At 64.0% G+C, this 18,781-nt stretch carries 14 protein-coding genes and 1 riboswitch; of the genes, 7 read left to right on the top strand and 7 right to left on the bottom strand.

All coding sequences use genetic code 11. From position 1 onward, the window contains the following. Nucleotides 1–40: 40 nt before the first annotated feature. The 4 genes from H6718_31060 to H6718_31045 form a co-directional block, all read right to left on the bottom strand. Complete coding sequence (locus H6718_31060) at nt 41–2,731, bottom strand: cation-translocating P-type ATPase (protein MCB9589896.1); 2,691 nt, start codon at nt 2,729–2,731, stop codon at nt 41–43. Continuing rightward, complete coding sequence (locus tag H6718_31055) at nt 2,700–3,425, bottom strand: CBS domain-containing protein (protein ID MCB9589895.1); 726 nt, start codon at nt 3,423–3,425, stop codon at nt 2,700–2,702. The genes H6718_31060 and H6718_31055 overlap by 32 nt, the downstream gene beginning before the upstream one ends. A gap of 155 nt (nt 3,426–3,580) precedes the next feature. Then, nucleotides 3,581–5,782, bottom strand: coding sequence for a low temperature requirement protein A (locus H6718_31050; GenBank protein MCB9589894.1), 2,202 nt, complete (start codon nt 5,780–5,782; stop codon nt 3,581–3,583). A gap of 51 nt (nt 5,783–5,833) precedes the next feature. Further along, nucleotides 5,834–6,403 (bottom strand): methyltransferase domain-containing protein, encoded by a 570-nt coding sequence (locus tag H6718_31045; protein ID MCB9589893.1) that lies wholly within the window; start codon nt 6,401–6,403, stop codon nt 5,834–5,836. 76 nt (nt 6,404–6,479) lie between these two features. Between H6718_31045 and H6718_31040 the strand changes: the two genes are divergently transcribed. Further along, nucleotides 6,480–8,594 (top strand): glycoside hydrolase family 3 C-terminal domain-containing protein, encoded by a 2,115-nt coding sequence (locus H6718_31040; GenBank protein ID MCB9589892.1) that lies wholly within the window; start codon nt 6,480–6,482, stop codon nt 8,592–8,594. Between the two features lie 68 nt (nt 8,595–8,662). Continuing rightward, on the top strand, nt 8,663–10,330 hold the full coding sequence (locus tag H6718_31035; GenBank protein ID MCB9589891.1) for a hypothetical protein: 1,668 nt from the start codon (nt 8,663–8,665) through the stop codon (nt 10,328–10,330). On the opposite strand, the gene H6718_31030 is transcribed toward H6718_31035, so the two are convergent. Beyond that, nucleotides 10,331–11,194 carry a hypothetical protein gene (locus H6718_31030; GenBank protein MCB9589890.1) on the bottom strand — a complete coding sequence of 288 codons (864 nt, stop codon included), beginning with the start codon at nt 11,192–11,194 and terminating at the stop codon, nt 10,331–10,333. It lies immediately after the preceding gene. A 180-nt stretch (nt 11,195–11,374) separates the two neighbouring features. Here H6718_31030 and nhaD point away from each other — a divergent pair, with 180 nt between their 5' ends. From nhaD to H6718_31005, 5 genes are all read left to right on the top strand, one after another. Next, a complete protein-coding gene (nhaD, locus tag H6718_31025) occupies nt 11,375–12,766 on the top strand; it encodes a sodium:proton antiporter NhaD (GenBank protein MCB9589889.1) in 1,392 nt (463 codons plus the stop codon). A gap of 51 nt (nt 12,767–12,817) precedes the next feature. Further along, complete coding sequence (locus H6718_31020) at nt 12,818–13,555, top strand: YdcF family protein (protein MCB9589888.1); 738 nt, start codon at nt 12,818–12,820, stop codon at nt 13,553–13,555. Nucleotides 13,556–13,826: 271 nt separating this feature from the next. After that, nucleotides 13,827–14,156, top strand: coding sequence for a hypothetical protein (locus H6718_31015; GenBank protein ID MCB9589887.1), 330 nt, complete (start codon nt 13,827–13,829; stop codon nt 14,154–14,156). A 246-nt stretch (nt 14,157–14,402) separates the two neighbouring features. After that, nucleotides 14,403–15,368 (top strand): metallo-mystery pair system four-Cys motif protein, encoded by a 966-nt coding sequence (locus tag H6718_31010; protein ID MCB9589886.1) that lies wholly within the window; start codon nt 14,403–14,405, stop codon nt 15,366–15,368. Continuing rightward, the gene (locus H6718_31005; protein MCB9589885.1) at nt 15,365–16,525 is read left to right on the top strand and encodes a di-heme enzyme; all 1,161 of its coding nucleotides are present in this window, start codon (nt 15,365–15,367) and stop codon (nt 16,523–16,525) included. Before H6718_31010 ends, H6718_31005 begins: the two co-directional genes overlap by 4 nt. Here the strand turns inward: H6718_31005 and H6718_31000 are convergent. After that, nucleotides 16,479–17,231 (bottom strand): pseudouridylate synthase, encoded by a 753-nt coding sequence (locus H6718_31000; protein ID MCB9589884.1) that lies wholly within the window; start codon nt 17,229–17,231, stop codon nt 16,479–16,481. The two genes, H6718_31005 and H6718_31000, sit on opposite strands and share 47 nt — an antisense overlap. 6 nt (nt 17,232–17,237) lie before the next feature. Further along, nucleotides 17,238–18,518: a hypothetical protein gene (locus H6718_30995; protein ID MCB9589883.1), complete on the bottom strand. Its 1,281-nt coding sequence runs from the start codon at nt 18,516–18,518 to the stop codon at nt 17,238–17,240. Between the two features lie 46 nt (nt 18,519–18,564). Beyond that, nucleotides 18,565–18,779: riboswitch (cobalamin riboswitch) on the bottom strand. Nucleotides 18,780–18,781: the final 2 nt, after the last annotated feature.

Genomic DNA, 18,781 nt, shown 5'->3' with positions numbered 1-18,781 from the left:
CAGAGTTTGGGCCGGAGTTTGGGGGGGAGGGGAGCGCTCGCTAGTCGTTGCTGCGCAGTCGAGCGACAGCCTTCTGGAGCTCGCCGCCGACCCAGAACAAGAGGCAAACGCCGAGACCCCAGCCAAGCGCCGAGCCGGATAGCGGCGACGCCGAGAACACCTTGGTCAGCCCTGGGGTGTAGAGCGCAAGCGCTTGAAGCACGAGGCCGATCGCGATGGCGGCCCACAGCTTCGGGTTCGTGAAGACACCTAGCTGAAACACGGAACGCGTCGGGTGGCGGCAGTTCAGCGCGTGGAGCAGCGGACCTACCGACAGCACCAAGAAGGCCACGCTGCGCGCCTGGTGTGCATCCTCGCGGAGATACCAGTAGGCCCCGAGCCCAAGCACCGCCATGAAGGCGCCGTAGCCGAGGATCCAGGCGAAATCCTGCCAGCTCAGGAGCGGCGCGGAAGGATCCCGCGGGCCCCTCAACATGGGTTCGCCGTGGGCAGGCTCGGCCCCCAACGCGAGCGCGGGCAAGCCGTTCGTCACCAAATTGATCCATAGGATTTGGGTGGGGGTGAGGAGCGGTGGCCAGCCAATCAACGCGGCCACGAGCACGGCCAACACTAGCCCGGCATTGATGCTGAGCAAGAACAAGATGAAGCGTCGGATATTCGCGAAGATTGTGCGCCCCTCTTCGATCGCGGCGACAATCGTCGTGTAGTTGTCATCGGCTAGTACCAGGTCGCCCGCTTCACGCGCGACGTCAGTCCCTGATTGCCCCATGGCAACGCCGATCGACGCCGCACGCAGCGCCGGCGCGTCGTTTACGCCGTCTCCCGTCATCGCGACGATGTGTCCACGCTTTTGCAGCGCCTCGACGAAGCGCAGCTTGTGAGCTGCGGTGGCGCGGGCGACGACTGACACCGATTCCGCGCGGCTTTGTAACTCCTCGTCCGTCAGTTGCTCGAGTTCGGACCCCGGTAGCACCTGGGGCGCCTCTCCCCCGATCCCGACCTCGCGCGCGATGGCTTGAGCGGTCACTGGGTGGTCCCCCGTGATCATCACCGTGCGGACTCCGGCGCGTGCTGCTTTTTCGATCGCGGCGCGTACCTCTGGGCGCGGCGGATCGCTGAGGCCCACCAAGCCGAGGAGACACAAGCCTTGCTCGAGTTGGTCGTCGCTCGCTCCGGCATCGGCCTTGAGGGAGCGCTCGGCCAGAGCGAGCACACGCAGCCCGGCTTTGCCCCACTCGCTCTGCACCTCGCTCAAGCGCTGCTTGTCCGCGCTCTCCAAGCCGCACTTCTCGCCAGCCCGCCACAGCCTCGTGGTGCGCCCGAGCACCGCCTCCGCGGCGCCATGCACGAACAGCCGCGGCCCATCTAGCTCGACCACGGCGCTGGCGAGCTTGCGGTCGGCGTCGAAGGGCAGCTCTCGTTTGCTGGTGGGGGCGGGCTCTTCCACGTGCTTCAGGTGAAAGCTGAGCAGCGCCGCGTCCGTCGGGTCGCCGACCACGTGTCCATTGTGTATCCGTGCGGCAGGCGTGTAGCGCGCGGCCAAGATCAGCCGGGCGAAGCTCTCGGCTGCTTCATCCGGCAATGTTGCGTCAGGGCTCTCTTCCAGGGTGTGCTCGTGCTCGAGGTTCGTGACCCGGCGCACGGCCATGCGGTTCTGGGTCAACGTGCCGGTTTTGTCGGTGCAGATGAAGTCGGCGCTGCCGAGGGTCTCCACCGCTGGCAGCTTGCGCACCAGCGCTTCGCGGCGAGCCATGCGTTGCACCCCAAGCGCCAACACGATGGTGGTTACCGCCGGCAAGCCTTCGGGAATGGCCGCCACCGCCAGGCTCACTGCCGTCAGCAGAAGCACTCGCAGGCTGCCTTGACCTTGCAGGAAGGTGACGACGAACACCAGCACACCCAGCGCCAAGCAAACAAGCACGATCTGAATGCCAAAGCGGCGCAGGTCGCGCTGCAACGGCGTCTCCGGTGCCTCCACGCTCTCGAGCAAGCGGGCGATTTCACCGAGGGCGGAGTCCATGCCCGTCGCCATCACCACGGCGTGCCCCTTGCCTCGGGTGACGAACGTGCCGAGGTAGAGACAGTTCGTACGGTCCGCGAGGTCTGTTGCTTCCGGGAGGATGCGGTCGGCTGATTTGTCGACGGGCAGCGACTCGCCCGTCAGGGCGGATTCGTTGGTCGCGAGGCCGTGGGCTTCAATCAGGCGAGCGTCTGCGGGCACGCGCGATCCCTCCTCGAGGGCGATGATGTCTCCGGGCACCAGCTCCACCGCGGGCACGTCGAGCTCGTGGCCGTCTCGCCGCACCCGCGCCACCGGGGCCGCGCGCCCGGCGAGTGCCTCCAGCGCTCTTTCCGCGCGGCTCTCTTGAACGAGGCCGATCAAGGCGTTCAAGATCACGATCACCGCGATGGCGATCGCGTCGCCGAATTGTTCCAGCGGCGTGAGACCCGCTTCCAGCTGGCCGAGCACCACGGCGATGATCGCCGCGACGATCAGCGCGAGCACGGTGACATCCGTGAACTGCGCGGCGAGGCGAGCGAGCAGGCTCTTCTTCGGGGCGCTCGCGAGCTGGTTTAGGCCGTAGCGTTCGCGGCGTGCGCTGACTTCGCTGTCGGTTAGCCCCGCTTCGCGACTCTCCAGCTCCGCAAGTGCTTGTTCCGCACCAAGGCTCCAAGCGCCGCGCTGCGACGCCTCACGGCTAGCTGGGTTGGCGGGCTTTGTTTCGGGCATCGAGCAGCAACTTGCGCAGGCCGGTCATGCGGCGAGCGGTGTCCTCGCTCGCAGCGTAGCGCAGGCGCAGCTCACCAGCCTCCAGCGCCGGCAGCAAGTGCGGCGTGATGTGCTCGGTCTTCTGCAGCAGATGTGCCACACGCCCTCGGATCCCCGTGGCGGCTTCGGCCCAAACGACTCGTTCAGGGCGGCCCTTTCCGCCGTGAACCAGCGCAAGCAGGCCGGGTCCCTGAGGCAGCTTCTCTGGTAAGCCAGGGTTGAGCTGTAGATCATCACTCCACACCAGGCCCGTCACGTCGTCCACCGGAGGTTGCTCGTGGGGGTGGGGTGCTGGCAGACCCAGCAAGCCACGCAGCAAGTCCAAGCTGGTGACGATGCCGATCAGCTTGCCATCGTCGTCCACCACGATGGCGCGATGCAGGTCGAGATCCGAGAGCAGCAACGCGGCTGACTCGAGGGTTGCCCCACTGGGCACTGCCATCACTGGACGGCTCATGCGCTCTTCCACCAGCGTTGACGCGGGCGGGGCCAGATCGCGCAGCGAGATCATGCCGACGGGCACTCCCTCCGCATCCAGAACGGGCGCACCTGAGATGTGATGCCGCTCGAGCAAGCTGGCAGCATCGTTCAGGGTGGCGTTCGGCTTCACGCTGAACACCTCCCGATTCATCACTTCATCCACCGTGACAGCCATGCCGGAATCCTTTCACAAACCACGCCGACTGAGCCGGGATTTTCGCGTTCTTGCGCTGCGAACACGTGTTGTTGCAGGCGAGTTGCGCTGGGGTCGCGACGAACGCTCGAAAGCTTTGCGGCAGCTCTGAATCGGGCGCAGGCGTTGCGAGCTTTTTACTCGGAGTCGTCGTCGGTGTCTGTGCTTGGAGCGGACTCCGCGCTGGCCTCGGCGCTGTCCAGGTTCTCCGCTTCGGTAGGCCGGATGGTTTCGCCCGGCGGAGCGTCTGCCACCGTATCGTGGAAGTGGGTGTAGTCGACGAGCAGTCGGCCATCGTCCATGCGGCTGATCACGTCGACGAAGTGTTCCCCAAAGCGAAAGTCTTCGGGCGCGTACACGTGGCGCGCGTGGGTGCTCTGGGCGTACGTGCTGTCGTGTCCCATCATGCTCGCGATCACGCTCACGTCTTGGTCGAGTAGCTGCTGGTTGGTGAGGCCGAAGAGCGGGCTCTCCTCGTCGATCACGTGGAAAACCGACCAGCTCAGCACGAACATCGGGCTCGTGTTGCGCTCGAGCTTCAAATCGTAGAGCCGGCGTAGCCGGTGCCCCTCAGCGCTGACCTCGTCCTTCGCGACGGAGACACGAATCGACGCCTCCGCGATGTCGTTACCTCGTGCATTTCCCAGGCGGAAATGTAAGTTGGGGCGGCCGTGGCGCGTGGTGACGACCATCACCTTGCTGAAGAGCACGCTGGAGACAGGGCGCGAAACCTTGGCGAACAGGAGGCCAGTGGCGAGGGCGACGCCCATCAGGCCGATGAACGCTTCAATGGTTACCAGCGCGTGGCCATAGGGCGTGGCAGGAGCCATCCCGCCGTAGCCAATCGTCGACATGGTCTGCACGCTGAACGCGAAGGCTTCGAGGAAGCTGCCCGTCTGCATGTTGCTCACCGATGAGGGCTCGAGCAGGAAGAGCCCGGCGAACACCACGTTGATGAACAGGTAGGCGACGACCACGACGATGAAGAAGCGCGTCCAGCTGCCCTCCATCAGGTAGAAGTACACGTCCTTGCGTAAGGCGTTTGGCGTGCCACGACGAATCGCGTCCCCTGCCGTGCGCCGCCTCAGGGTGAAGCTGCCGCTCGGCTTGTCCGGCGTCGCAGTCAGTTTAGTTTCTGCGTGGAAAAGTTCCGGGTGCTCGTGGTGTGCGGCTTCCGGATCGGCCTCGGGAGCCATCGCCAAGTCGATCAGGACTTGCAAGAACATGGCGGCGGTAACCAGGCCCACGAAGCCCCAGCCAGGCATCACCGCGCCCATGGGGGCCAGCAGCAACACGAAAAAGGCGGCGGCGAAGCGCGTGTTCACCCGCGTGCGGTCGCTAAGCTCTGCTTGGCGCCGCTCGGTGATGCTGTCGATCACTGCGACCCAGAACAGCGCGAACGCCAGCGTGCCGCAAAGGAACCAGCGATACTTCGTCGGCGCCACCAAATGGGGCTCGAAGAATACTGCCTTCTTTGCGGCGACGCCCACCGCGGTGATCGCCATGGTCAGCGGCAGGTGCGAGTAGATCCAGAAGAACGGCGTGAGCCGCCCTGGCTTGATGCGTGAGCCCGCGACGTCGTCGAAGTAGATCCACCAGAGGCTGCAGCAGATGAACAGCACGCAGCCGCACATCAAGAACGTGGTGCGATGCAAGCCGTCGGAGCTGACTGCGCTCAGCACCTTCACGAAGGACTCCCCGAGCACGATGATGGTGAGCAAGCCGTAGCGCTCCGTCGCGTGTGCGGTGTCGGGAGGGTGCTGCGCCGTGAGGGTGCGCGAGACGTGACTCAGGACGGTGTTCAGGTCGAGCAGCATTGCCACGCCCCACACGGGTAGCACCCATGGCCAAGGGATGAAGGCGGCGCTCAACCACAACAACGCACCGACGCTGAACCCGATCACATAACGCCGGGCCAATGCGCGCGCGACTGGGACGTGCTTGTAGACTCGATAGTAGAGCGCGACGACGACGAAGCGCGCTAGGGCGTAGAAGCACGAGAACGCGAAAAATTCTCCGCGGAAAAGTCCCGCGACGCTCACCGCGACGCCGCCAATCGCGAACATCTGCAAGAAGACGAGCGCGCGGTGCACGAAGTCGTCGACGATGAAGCGATTCGAGTAGAAGGTGAACCCAGTCCACGTGAACCAGACAGGCACGAACAACCCGGCAAACGCCGCGGTTCCCGTCCAGCCAACGTGCTCGCTCAGCAGGTTCCCGAGCTGGATGATCAGCGCGACGTAGATCAGGTCGTAGAACAGCTCGAGCCAACCCACGCGGCGCTCCCGCCCGGGGGCCGGGCTATGGAGGTGGGGCGGGTGGAACCAGCGGTTCTGCATCGCTTGCCTCTACTCAGCGAGCGATCCGTTGGGAAGTCGCTGATTGGTCGGTCAGTGCGACCTGCGGGCGAGCAAACGCAGCTCGTGGGTCCCGCTTGCTGTCCAGCCCTCGTAACGTTCCAGGACCTGCAGGCCACCGAGCCACGCATCGAGGCTCAGTGGATCGACAAGGAAACGCGCACTCGGCCGGGCATGGCGTTCGAGATTTTTCAGCGTCGGTTGGGCAAACAAGCACAAGCCCTGGGGCGCTAGCACCTCGGCGATCCACGGGAACAGCTCGGCCTGAAAGTAGTTCGTGCACGTGACCAGGTCCCAACCGCTCCCTAGGCGCTCCCGCTCCACCGGGTCCGTCAGGTCGATGCGTTCGCAGCGCAAACTCACCTCCGCCTCGGCCGCTCGCTGACTGGCGAGCTCGAGCCCGCGATCGGAGACGTCCGCCAGCGTGACGCTGAGTCCGCGCGTCGCTAGCCACAGCGCCAGAGCGCCCGCTCCCCCAGCCAGATCGAGCGCGCGCCCGCGCTTGGGCAAGGCATCCGCGCACTCCAGCGCCCAGCTGTGGGGCGTGCCGCCGGTGTGGCTGCCGTCGGCATACCGTTGGTTCCAGCGCTCCCGGTCGTCCATCCCTTCCGCATACACCAAGTTGCGCTTGGCGCAGTTAGCTCAGCCGTCACTCAAGTGTTCCTTTACGCTCAGGCGTATGGGGCGCTGGGATACGCACGCAGTGGGTTTGGGGGTGAGGCGCGTTTCGAGGTCGCTGATTGGAGGCTTCCTGGGCGCTGTCTTGCTCGCCAGCTGTGGAGAGGATGCAGAAGTCGTGAAGCAGCCGGACGACACGGGGCTAGATCCCGCCATCGAGTCTCGAGTCAACGACTGGCTCGGTCAGATGAGCCTTGAAGAGAAGGTCGCGCAGATGCACGGCACGGTGCTCTTCGCCGCCGACAAGGTGTATCCGACGGCGGACAACGAGCGCCTGGGGATCCCTGGTTTCCGCATGGTAGATGGTCCGCGCGGCGTCGCGGTGGGGCAAACCACGACGTTCCCCGTTGGCATGGCGCGGGGCGCGACTTGGGACATCGAGCTTGAGTACCGGGTGGGTGAAGCCATGGGCGCGGAGACCGCCGCTCGCGGCGCCAACGTGCTGCTCGCACCGACAATCAACATCTTGCGTCACCCTGCCTGGGGTCGCGCTCAAGAGACCTACGGCGAAGACGTGCACCACCTCGGCCGCATGGGGGTCGCCTTCATCCAGGGCGTGCAGCAGCACGTGTTAGCGAGCGCCAAGCACTTCGCAGCCAACAGCATCGAGGAGTCGCGCTTCGAAGTGTCCGCGAATATGGGCGAGCGCACGCTACGAGAGATCTACCTCCCGCACTTCGAAGCCGCGGTGAAGGAAGCCAACGTCGGCAGCGTGATGAGCGCCTACAACAAGCTCAATCAGGAATACTGCGCGGAAAATCGCCACCTGCTCACCGAAATCTTACGCGACGACTGGGGCTATAAATACTTCGTGGAGAGCGACTGGGTGTTCGGCACTCACTACACGGCGCCCTCCTTGCAAGCCGGTCTCGACATCGAGATGCCCAAGGACAACATCTATGGCAAGCAACTGATCGATGGCGTCAACGACGGAAGCCTCGACGCCAAGCTGGTGGATGAAGCCGTGCGCCGCATCTTGCGCACCAAGCTGACGTTCAAGCTCGATCAGCCGAAGCAAGTCCCAGAGAGCGTCGTCGCCAGCCCAGAGCACCGCGCGCTCGCGCTGCAGGTCGCCCGCCAGAGCCTGGTGCTGCTCGAGAACAAGAACGCCGCGCTACCGCTCAAGAACCCCACTCCCGGAGAGGTCGCTGTGATCGGCAGCTTGAGCGACGCCATCAACCTCGGGGACGCCGGGAGCAGCAACAACGACCCCTTGGATGTCGTGACGCCCCTCGCAGGTATTTCCGCGCGGCTCGAAGGCGCGCCGCTCCACATCGATCACGATGTGCTCACCACGGAGGACGAAACGGCGCTTGGCGCGCCAAAGATCGCGATCGTGGTCGTGGGCCTCACCAAGGAAGACGAAGGGGAGTCGATCCCCGGGCGCCCCGGTGGCGATCGCGAGACACTAGGGCTGTCCGCGGAGCACCAGGCGTTGATCACCCGCGTGAGTGAGCTGGTAGAGACCACCATCGTGGTCCTGGAAGGCGGCTCCGCGATCACGGTCGCGCCGTGGGTTGCCCAAGTCGATGGGCTCGTCATGGCCTGGTACGGCGGCATGAACGGCGGCACCGCCCTGGCGGAAATGCTGTGGGGCGACTTCAGCCCGAGCGGCAAGCTGCCCCTGAGTGTTCCCCTCAAGGAGCAAGACCTGGTGCCCTTCGATAACCAGGCCCTCAGCGTCGACTACGGCTACTTCCACGGCTACCGTCAGCTGGATCACGACGGACTCGAGGTGCAATATCCGTTCGGATACGGCCTGAGCTACTCGAGCTTCGAGCTGAGCGACCTCCAGGTATCGACCAACCCGGGTGCGGTCGCGCTGACCGTCAGCTTGAAGAACACCGGCAGCGTGGACGCCGCACAGGTGATCCAGGCGTACGTCGGGTACCCAGGTTCAGCCGTGGAGCGCGCCCAGCGTGAGCTGAAAGCCTTCCAGCGCGTGGAAGTCCCTGCGGGGCAGTCAGTGCAAGTGGAGCTGCAGTTCCCGAAAGAAAGCCTGCGCTACTGGGACACAGCGAGCGCAGGCTGGGTACTGGAAGACTTGGACTATCAAGTCGACGTCGGCTTCAGTTCACGAGATTTGAAGCTCAATGGCAGCTTCAAAGTGAAGTGACCCGCCACCCGACCGTACGGCAGCACGAAGCGCTCTTGCGTCCGCCCCGCGCGAGGTAGACAGGTCTGATGCTTCAAGGTCGCACGGCACTGGCACTGGGTGTTGCTAGTCTTTTGGGTACTGCCTGCTCCAGCCTCATTGGCCTCGACGAGTTCAAAGCTGCAGATGGCACGGGTGGAACTTCTGGCGTCGGTGCGGCGGGCGGACTTGGCGGGAACTCCGGTGGCGTGGGAGGTTCGTCTGTCGGAGGTGCGGGCGCGGGTGGCGGCGGGAGTTCCGCGGGCGGAACCAGCGGCGGGGCGGGAGGCAGTCCCGAGTGCGCCCCGATGGCTACCCAGAGTTGCTACACCGGGGAACCAGCAACCCTCAACAAGGGGATCTGTGTTGAAGGAACTCAAAAGTGCGGAAACGACGGTACGTGGGGCGCGTGCACGAATGAGGTGCTCCCGTCAGTTGAAGACTGCTCCGTTCCCGACAAGGACGAAAACTGTGATGGGTTCGAGTGCGGGATTTGGGGGCTGGCGAGTGGTGGAACCAAGCCAGTCCAGTCCGCTCGCGGAGATGGTGGGGTGGTTGTGGCGGCAGTGTACGAGGGCGAAATCGCGTCGGGCCCGTTTCTAGTACCTACCAGTGCCAAGGAAGATGCGTTTGTTGCCTCGATCCAACCCTCCGGGGACGTTGATTGGGTGACGCCGATCGCTTCTTCCGAGGATGACACCATCATTGATATCTCGGTTGCACCGAATGGGACAACATACATCCTCGGGTATGTAGGAGCTCCTGTGAACCTTGGGGCCGGCCAGCTCGCCACTGGCTACTTCGTTGCAAGCATCGACTCCTCCGGCATCGTATCAAATTCATTCCAGCTAAGTACCGGTCCCCAATACGTCGCTCTCGCAGCGGACCCTTCCGGCAACATCGTTGTCTGTGGTCGACTAAACGCAACGACGACCTATGGGGCCGACACACTTATTGTATCCGATGCGTACGACCCGTTCGTCGTCAAGTTCGCTCCCGATGGCAACGCTTTGTGGGCTCGAAACTTCTCGGGTCCGCATGAGGACTTTGCGAGAGGCGTCGTTGTAGATGCCTTGGGGAACGTGATTGTTGTCGGCACGGCTCAGGACGTGATCGATTTCGGGGCGGGCAATCGGACCCCGCAGTTCCGTGATGGATACTTCGTCAAGTTAGACCCAGACGGGCAGTACGTGGCCTCCACCCTTTTCGGAGGAGCGGGCGCGGTGGTGCAAGTGGAGGACATTTCGGTCGACTCGGCAGGAGTCATCGCAATCGGCGGATACTATACGGGGACAGTGGTCATAGCCAACCGACCGCTCCCACCCACCACGGAGCCGACTGGCTTTGTGGTTCGCCTCATTCCTCAGTTGAACCCAGCGGTACAGTGGCTAGTCGCCCTTCCTGGTCGTCTACCCACCAAGCTCAGCGTTGATTCTACGGGTGGTGCGATCGTCGGGACTCTCACAACGAGCACTGCGGATATTGGTGGAGAGTCAATTGGCCCTGATGTTGGCGTCCTTGAGCGCCTTGGCAGTGCCGGTCAGCTTCTCTGGCATCGCGCGGTGGGAGGTCCGCGCGGATTCGTGCTGGGAGTCTCGGCAACCGCGGATGGCGAAAGCGTGTTGACTGGGACAACAACGGTTCCGGTGATCGACCTCGGGGCGGGGCAAGTTCAGACGGGACCCGAACGATTCTATGTTCTCAAGCTGGGGCGTTAGCTATTGGATTGACACGGTCAAGGTATAGCTCCCCTCGGAAACGAAAGGAGCGCTTGTCGATTCGCCATCCACGATGAGATACGCTGTCTCGCCTCCGCCAACGATGAAGTCGAGTGTCTCGGCTTCGCCGGCACCGTTGAGCACAGTGCCAGCAATGCACCCGTCCATATCAGAGCATCCTTTGAGCACGTAAAGCGACGGGTCATACTGAGATGTGACTCCGGGGGTGACGACTGCGAGGTACTGAGTAAGCACGCTCGGGCTGAGCCTGAAGACATGCTCTTTCCCGCTGGTGAGACCAATCGGGCAGTTGGGGCGACCGCCAGGGTTGATGCTATTCTGGAGCGCACTCGTCGTGTCGCCCATCACGGTGCCACCAGCAGTGAGATCCGGCGCGTCCGTGCACGTCTCCCCCGGGATGATCGTCGCGCCCCCAGTTCCACCCGTGCCTCCGGAGGTGCCGCCGGCGCCGCCAGCGCCCGCCGTTCCGCCCGAGGTCCCAGCGCTCCCCGCGGTTCCACCCGCAGTTCCGCCAGCACCCGCGCTTCCGCTCGCGCCCGCGCTGCCGCCGGTCCCTGCGCTACCACTCGCGCCCGCGCTGCCGCCGACGCCCGCGCTTCCGCCCTGCGCTCCCGTGCCGCCCTGGGCTCCGGTTCCACCCTGCGCTCCCGTACCGCCCTGCGCTCCGGTTCCGCCCTGAGCGCCCGTGCCGCCTTGCGCCCCAGTTCCACCTTGAGCGCCAGTGCCAGCGGTCCCGGCGCTGCCGGCGTTACCACCGCTCCCGCCGTTGTCGTCGTCCGAGCTACAACCTTGAACCAGAGCAAGGCCACAAACCGCTGAGAATACTGCTGCAAATCGCTTCATGTCGGTCCCTCGTGAGCGCGCCCCCGCGCTCTCAGTAAGCAGCGGTGCGTACCAAATCATCCTCACCCCCGCAAACCTCCCACGGCTCGCATCCATCGCGGCCCTCCCAAGCGCCTCGCGATGTGATACGCCCGCCGCGCTTGGCCGCGCCTAGAGCGGCCCGTTGTGTTGGCGCTCTCTATGTCTGGCTTACTTCTGGCGTCGGTGGACGCCGCGGATCGTCTGAACCTCACCACCCACTGGGCGGGCTACGTGGGCCTGGCGGTGTTCGTCATCGGCTACCTCCTCGTCGTCTTCGAGGAGCGCACGCACCTCTTGAAGAGCAAGCCAGTGCTCGCTGCTGCGGCGATCATGTGGGTGCTGACGGCGATCGCTTACCACGGCCACGGCAAGCCAGAGGTCGTTGAAGAAGCCGCGCGACACAACCTGCTCGAATACGCCGAGCTGATGCTCTTTCTGATGGTCGCGATGACCTACGTCAACGCGATGGAAGAGCGGCGGGTGTTCGACGCGTTGCGCTCCTGGATGTCTCGTCGCAAATTTACCCTGCGGAAAGGCTTCTGGCTCACAGGCGCGCTGTCGTTTTGTATTTCGCCCATCGCGGACAACCTGACCACCGCCCTCTTGATGTGTGCGGTGGTGCTCGCGGTTGCGGGCGACGACAGGCGCTTCGTGGCGACCGCCTGCACGAACATCGTCGTCGCGGCCAACGCGGGTGGCGCGTTCAGCCCGTTCGGCGACATCACGACGTTGATGGTCTGGCAGAAGGGCGTTGTACATATCTACGACTTCTTCCGCCTGTTCCCGCCGTCCCTCGTCAGCTGGGTGCTGCCCGCGGCGATCATGAGCTTCACCGTGCCAAACCGCGTGCCTGAGGCCACGGGTGAAGACGTGATGATGAAGCGCGGTGCGCTGCGCATCGTCGGACTGTTCATCCTCACCATCATCACCGCGGTGGTTTTCCACTCGGCATTCCACCTGCCTCCCGTGATGGGCATGCTCGCAGGCATGGCGTACCTCGGCTTCTTTGGGCACTACCTGAAGCGGAGCTACAAGACCGAGTACATCGCGAACAAGTACCAGATGAGCGAAGACGAGGTGAAGGCCAACCAGGAGATGGGCTCCTTCATGCCCTTCGACGTCTACGGTCACCTCGCGCGCTCCGAGTGGGACACGCTGATTTTCTTCTATGGCGTCGTGATGTGCGTCGGGGCCCTGAGCCTGATGGGCTACCTCGACGTGATGAGCGGGTTCATGTACCACAGCCTCGGCGCCACCAAGGCGAACGTGGGAGTTGGCGTCTTGAGCTCCGTGATCGACAACATCCCTGTGATGTTTGCGGTGCTCTCCATGCATCCGGAGATGAGCATCGGGCAGTGGCTCTTGGTCACGCTCACCGCCGGCATCGGCGGCAGCTTGCTGAGCGTCGGCTCCGCTGCGGGCGTCGCTCTGATGGGTCAGAGCCGCGGCGCCTATACGTTCTCCGCACACCTCAAGTGGACGCCGGTGATCGCGCTTGGGTACGCCGTGGCGATTGGGCTCCACTTGGTGATCAACAGCTCGACCTTTTAGGCTGACGTAGCGCGGCCTTGATTGCCGCGCGCCGTATGTAAGCTTCCACGGGTGCTGTCCCGCCTCTTCGATCCGCTGCTGCTTGGCCTGGTGCTGGGAATTGTCCCGCTCACCTGGCTGACGCGCGCTTCTTGGAAGCAGTCGGCCAAGGCGCAGCGTATCGCGCTGGTTGCCGCGTGGTGCGGTGTGGCGTCGCTGTGGCTGATGAGCAGCCCTTGGATGGCGAGCCTGTGCTTGCGCCGTCTGCAGCCACCACCAGTGAATTTGGGACAGGCGTTGCACGCACCGGCCGATGAGCGAGCCTTGGTCGTGCTCTCCGGCGGCTCACGCAACGTGTACTCCTGGGTGCCTGACGCGGAGACGCTGGATGGCGTGACCCAGGGACGGCTGATCGGAGCGGCGCGCGCCTATCGCGAACACGGCTTTCGCTGGGTGGTCGTGACGGGGATCCATCAGGAGTACGTGGATGGCATGGCGGACCTCTTGGTAGAGCTCGGCGTGCCACGGGATCGCATCCTCTTCGATCCTGATGCGCACTCGACGCGGGACAACGCCAAGAACAGCAAGCGCATCTTGGACGGACACCCAGAGGTCAAGCAGGTGGTGCTGGTGACCAGCGCGACCCATATGAAGCGCGCCGAAGCTTATTTCCGTGAGGAAGGACTTCAGGTGACGCCCTTCCCCGTTGCCTACGAGTCGGCGTTGAGCTGGAAGGTGCTGCCCTCGAGCGATGCGCTGTGGCGTATGGATCTGGTGATTCACGAGGCACTGGGCTTGCTCCGGACGTAGCGCGCAGGCTCGGTGTGGGTGCTTTCCTGAGCTGCCCTCCGAGAATTACAGCGCGCACGCAAGTCATTTCCTCGCGGCTAGGGGTCAGACTAAGTCCAGGTGGAAAATTCTTTCCGCGCAGGAATGTATCGCTCGCGTGTCGTGCATCTAGGGGTGAGCGAGATCCATACCCCAACATGTTGGGGACTTATTGAAGTTAAGGGCCGACGGCAAAATCCTTAACAAAGTCGAAGTTTTGGCCGAGGCCCTTCGAGCGTGTCAGGAGCCCTGCATGGCTGCATTCGACCCCAACACCCCACTCGCGCAGGTTGGCCGTTGTTCGGTTTGCCTGGCCACCCGTCACCTCGACAACGAGCTCTGCTCTCGTTGTTCCACCCAGGTCACCCCGCGCGTGGCTCAAATGGTGCGACAAGCGCGTCGCAACCCCCACGTCGCTCGGCTCTGCTCCGAGCGCCTCACCGGCGCAGCTCGCGACGAGTTCTTCGCGCTGCTCGGCAGCATGCCTGGCCTGGTTGGTCCAAGCATTAGCAAGTGCGCTGTGCGCCCCGCCGGTCCGCGCCCGGTTCGCTACCCGGTGCTGAAGCCCGCCGTCGGCGAGTAGTCAGCCGCGACGGAGCGGCGAAGGCGAGGGGAGCCCATTTTCATGGGTTTGCAGTACGCCGCTCCGTATCGACTCGGATTTCTCCTCCGAAAAGATTTCGCACGCTTCCGCCGTTGGCGAGCCGAGCCTGTGACTTCCTCGGGGAAAAGCCAGCGTGGCGTCAGCGCCGCGATGGGGCCCGCGCGCGTCGCGACAAACTGCCGCTCGACCAAACCTTGGACCCCAGTATACCCTGGTGACACGCCTATGAAAAATCGTGTTACACCCTCCGTTACTCTCCCCCTCCTGGCTGCTTCCGCTCTGCTCCTCGCGGGCTGCGGGAGTGACGACGACGGCGAGGCCGCTCCCGCGCAGTCTGCCTTCGCCCTCAGCTTCGCCGCAGTGGATGGTGATCAACCGGTTGGTTGCACGGACCAGATGTCTGGACTCGGAACCACGGGCGACGTGAAGGTTGGTGTCAGCGACCTACGTTTCTACGTGAGTAACATCCGCTTCTACACCGAGGCGGGAGACCCCGTGGAAATGGAGCTCGACGAGAACGAGTTTCAGTACGTCAGCGACTCCGGCTCAGTCGTGCTCATCGACTTGACCGGCAACACCGAGGGGAGCTGTACGAGCTCTTCGGTCGCGTTCGCCGAAGGTACGGCGCGCACCAACAGCGCGATCACGGGCCTGACGTTCCCCGAAAAGGTGAGCAGCGTCGTCTTCGATGTGGGCGTTCCTCAGCAGCTGATGAAGGAGGTGATCGCCGTCAACACCGAGGAGAGCGCGCCCTCCCCCCTCAACGAGATGTACTGGAACTGGGCTTCGGGCTACCGCCACTTCGTGCTCAATGCGGCGGTGGAGGCGAGCGATGGCAATGGCGATGCGTATGTCCACGTCGGTAGCCGCGACTGCGGTCCCATGGGCGGCAGCGCGCTCTCGGATCGCGATAGCTGCAGCTTCGTCAACACGCCCGGTGTGGGCCTCGGTGACTTCAACCTCGATTCGTCGGTCGTGACCATCGACGTGCGCAAGGTGTTCGAAGGGCAGGATTTCCGCGTACCGATCCTGGACAGCGAGACGAAGGAAGTGATCGGGGAAGGCCCGGGAGTCGCGTGCCACTCGATGCCGTCGCAGACGGACTGCGCTGCGATCTTCCCGAAGCTCGGGCTGAGTCTTGATACCGGGGTCGCTGACTCCAAGCTCAACACCGTGTTCGGAATGAAATGAGGCGCGTCGCTGCTGCGCTGCTGGTCGCTTCGGCGTTCGCTGGGTGCTCGAGCGACGACAAGAACGACAGCGGCGCCAGCGTGCGCGAACTCCTCGACCTGCCTCCACGCTTCGAGCTACCGGCGATCCCCGAGTCGAACCCGCTCACCGCAGAGAAGATAAAGCTCGGCCGCTTCCTGTTCTACGACAAGCGGCTCTCGGGCAATCAGACGCAGAGCTGCTCGAGCTGCCATCACCAGGAGCTAGCTTTTGCCGACGGGTTGCGACTGCCCCAAGGCTCCACGGGGCAGACGCTCAATCGCAACAGCCCCGGCCTCGCCAACGTCGGTTACCACAGCACCCTTACGTGGTCGAACAACGGCCTCTTGAGCCTGGAAGACCAGATCCCTGTGCCTATCCGTGCGGATAATCCAGTGGAGCTGGGGGTGAGCGACGGCAATGTGGATGAGGTGCTCGCGCGCTTCGATGGGGATGCGCGCTATCAGGAACTCTTCACGGCGGCCTTCCCCAGGAGCGAGTCGGGTGCGACGGTGAACAAAGTCGTGATGGCCCTCGCGAGCTTCGTTCGCACGATCATCAGCGGCGACTCTGCCTACGATCGCTACAAGAACGGTGACGAGAGCGCTCTCGATGAGAGCCAGCGGCGAGGCTTGTCGTTGTTCAATGGCGAGCGCCTCGAGTGCTTTCACTGCCACCACGGCGTGTTGTTCAGCGTGTCGTACCACGACGCCAACACCACGCCCGGCACCATCCAGTACCCCTTCTTCAACAACGGGCTCTACAACGTCGGAGGTGATGGTAGCTACCCGAGCTACGATCAAGGCCTCTACGAGCTGACGCTGAACCCGAAAGACCGCGGCATGTTTCGCCCGTCGAGCTTGCGCAACGTCGCGCTCACCGCGCCATACATGCACGACGGCAGCTTGCCGACGCTGCGCGATGTGATCTTGCACTACTCCCGCGGCGGAACCGTGACGGAGAGCGGCCCGTATGCGGGGGACGGCCGCCTCAGCCCGCTCAAATCAGGCCTGGTGCGAGGCTTCGAGATCAACGAGCAGGAGATCCAAGACGTGATCGCCTTCCTCAACGCGCTCACTGACGAGTCGTTGCTCACGAACCCGAAGCTCGCGGATCCTTTCCTGGAGGAATCGCCGTAAGGTTCATGCCTAGCTTCTCGAGTGGTGAGCCAAGGTCCTCCGGTAGCTTCGCGGAGAAGTGTTCGATCACTCGAGTTTGGGGGTGAGGGAGCCACAGGTCGGCTGCGTGCAACGCGAGTCGGTGCAGCCCGAATCGGTCGCGGCACAGTCGATTGTGGTCCCCCTTGCCGTAGCGCACGTCCCCCAGGATGGGGTGCCCTGCGTGCTTCAGGTGCCTGCGGATCTGGTGCAACCTGCCTGTCTCGGGCAGCGCTTCCACCAGCGAGTAGCGCACCGGATAGCCGTTCAACTCGCACTCGAGCGTGGCGCTACTGAGGCGCCGCACTAGCGTGCGCGCGGCGACGCGCGGCCCGGCCTTGTCCTCCCCCCGTGGAAGCGGATGATCGATCAGCTGATCCTTCGGTTCGCCGCGCACCAGCGCGAGGTAGCGCTTCTTGATCTGACCCTCTGCGAAGGCTTGACCCAGGCAGGACGCGCTCTCGGGTGATTTCGCGAAGACGAGCACGCCGCTGGTCGCGCGATCCAAGCGATGCGCGGGGTACACATGACACCCGACACGATCGCGCACCAAATGAAGCGCGGTTGGCTTCTCCTTGGCCCAGCCGGGATGCACCAACAGGCCCGATGGCTTGTCGATGACGACCCAGTGTTCGTCCTCGGCGAGCACCTGCAGCGACTGGGGTGTCCAGGTGCTCGCTTCGTCCATCAGGCTTCAGAATGCGCCGAGGTAGCGCGGTGGCAAGCCAATTTGACTGTCGGGCTTGGTGGAGGCCTGGAGCGTCAGCGGACCCTGGCGCACGAGGCGCTGCTGGGCTCCGGCGCTCTCCACCTCGAAGCCAAACCGATGCACCACTCCGCCGCGACCCGCATCCGTAAGGAAGCAGCTGCCGCAGGCGGCGTTGCAGCGCACATCGCCCAGGGTGAAGGGATCCGAGGCAGACGTCAGCAACTCCTCGGTGCTCGAGTCGTTCAAGTTCAGCTGCATCAGTCGATCGGGCCGTGCCGAGCCGCCGGGATCGAAGCGCCCGAAGGTGGTGAAGAGCAGCGTGTCGTCGGAGACGTAGTCGAGGGAGTAGGCCAGTGGGTCCGTCGCGATTTCCCCGGCGGGGATGCTGCGCGTGAGGCTGAGCTCGCCGTCGATGTTCACCAGCGCGAGGCCGCTGCCTTCAGGGATGATCGCGTCACCCCCAAACGGCCCAGAACAACTCACGGCGAGCTCTGTTTGGCTTGGTGATAGAGCCAACCCGGCGCAGCCATGCAGGCCTTTCAGCGTCAGCACTTCCCCGACGCTCTGACTCGGCAGGTCGACGCGCACGATGCGGGACTCGAGGCTGTCGCTGAAGTCGGCGGAGTAGGCGCTGGCGAGCACGTACAGTTGATCGCCGACGACGCGCAACTTGTCGGGGCGCGGGAAGTAGCCAGCGCCGTTCGCACCTAGCGCGCTCGTCAGGTCGATGCGTCCGATGATCGCAGGCTTGGACGGATCGATGAGCAAGAGGTCATTGCCTTCATCGAAGGCTTCCTTGCCTGCGTTGGGGTTCGGCTCGAACCGGCTGACCACCGCGAGCTCCGGGCTCAGCTCCACGTAGTCGTGGGGGTTCGCGCTGAAGCCCGTGCCAATGCCGAGCTGCGCCGTGACCTTGGCGGTTTGCAGATCGATCCAGGTGATGACGGCGGTGGGGTAGCGATCGAGCAGCACAGCGCGGTCGCCTACTGAGCGCGTGCTCGGCGCAACGACGTCGCCGCTCAGTGGAGCGTTGAGCCTCACCCCCGAACTAGCCGACGAGATGAACGAGCTACTGAGCACGTTGCCTTGGGGATCTAACAGTGAGACGTTCGTCGACTGATAGTCGGAACCAATCACCAAGAGGCCGCGACCGCACTCGGTCTCCTGGGTGTCTACGCCTCCAGTAGAACCGGGAGGCTCGGGAACGCCGCAGGCAGCTAGAGTGAAGAGGAACGGAAGGAGCGTTTGCGGAAGATACTTGTACACGGAACCTCCGGAAGCGAGCGCGCGCTTCGATGGGGTTTCATCTCGCGTTTCGCGGGATGCTCCGAGCAGGTCTTCCGGCTTCTCCTCTCACTCTGACTCGCCTTCCCGGTGCTCGCGTGGGGCGAGCTGCCAGTGGCTTCTTTGAGTCTTCGTACTTGGAGTTACGGCGGCGGCTCCGCGCTGGACTCCTCGGCTCGTGGCCGAGTCACCAGCTTCCCTTGAGTGCCCAGCGAACTGGGCACTCCCCCGACTGCCGAATTGCA

The sequence above is a fragment of the Polyangiaceae bacterium genome, assembly GCA_020633205.1.
Taxonomy (GTDB): Bacteria; Myxococcota_A; Polyangia; order Polyangiales; family Polyangiaceae; genus JAHBVY01.
The sequence above is the reverse complement of the archived record's forward strand: the minus strand, read 5'-3'. Positions and strand labels throughout refer to the sequence as shown.

Coding starts and splice junctions, on each gene's coding strand:
- H6718_31035 (MCB9589891.1), top strand. CDS start 8,663: ATGCTTCAAGGTCGCACGGCACTGGCACTGGGTGTTGCTAGTCTTTTG.
- H6718_31040 (MCB9589892.1), top strand. CDS start 6,480: ATGGGGCGCTGGGATACGCACGCAGTGGGTTTGGGGGTGAGGCGCGTT.
- H6718_31015 (MCB9589887.1), top strand. CDS start 13,827: ATGGCTGCATTCGACCCCAACACCCCACTCGCGCAGGTTGGCCGTTGT.
- H6718_31060 (MCB9589896.1), bottom strand. CDS start 2,731: ATGCCCGAAACAAAGCCCGCCAACCCAGCTAGCCGTGAGGCGTCGCAG.
- H6718_31045 (MCB9589893.1), bottom strand. CDS start 6,403: ATGGACGACCGGGAGCGCTGGAACCAACGGTATGCCGACGGCAGCCAC.
- H6718_31050 (MCB9589894.1), bottom strand. CDS start 5,782: ATGCAGAACCGCTGGTTCCACCCGCCCCACCTCCATAGCCCGGCCCCC.
- H6718_31055 (MCB9589895.1), bottom strand. CDS start 3,425: ATGGCTGTCACGGTGGATGAAGTGATGAATCGGGAGGTGTTCAGCGTG.
- nhaD (MCB9589889.1), top strand. CDS start 11,375: ATGTCTGGCTTACTTCTGGCGTCGGTGGACGCCGCGGATCGTCTGAAC.
- H6718_31030 (MCB9589890.1), bottom strand. CDS start 11,194: ATGAAGCGATTTGCAGCAGTATTCTCAGCGGTTTGTGGCCTTGCTCTG.
- H6718_31005 (MCB9589885.1), top strand. CDS start 15,365: ATGAGGCGCGTCGCTGCTGCGCTGCTGGTCGCTTCGGCGTTCGCTGGG.
- H6718_31010 (MCB9589886.1), top strand. CDS start 14,403: ATGAAAAATCGTGTTACACCCTCCGTTACTCTCCCCCTCCTGGCTGCT.
- H6718_31000 (MCB9589884.1), bottom strand. CDS start 17,231: ATGGACGAAGCGAGCACCTGGACACCCCAGTCGCTGCAGGTGCTCGCC.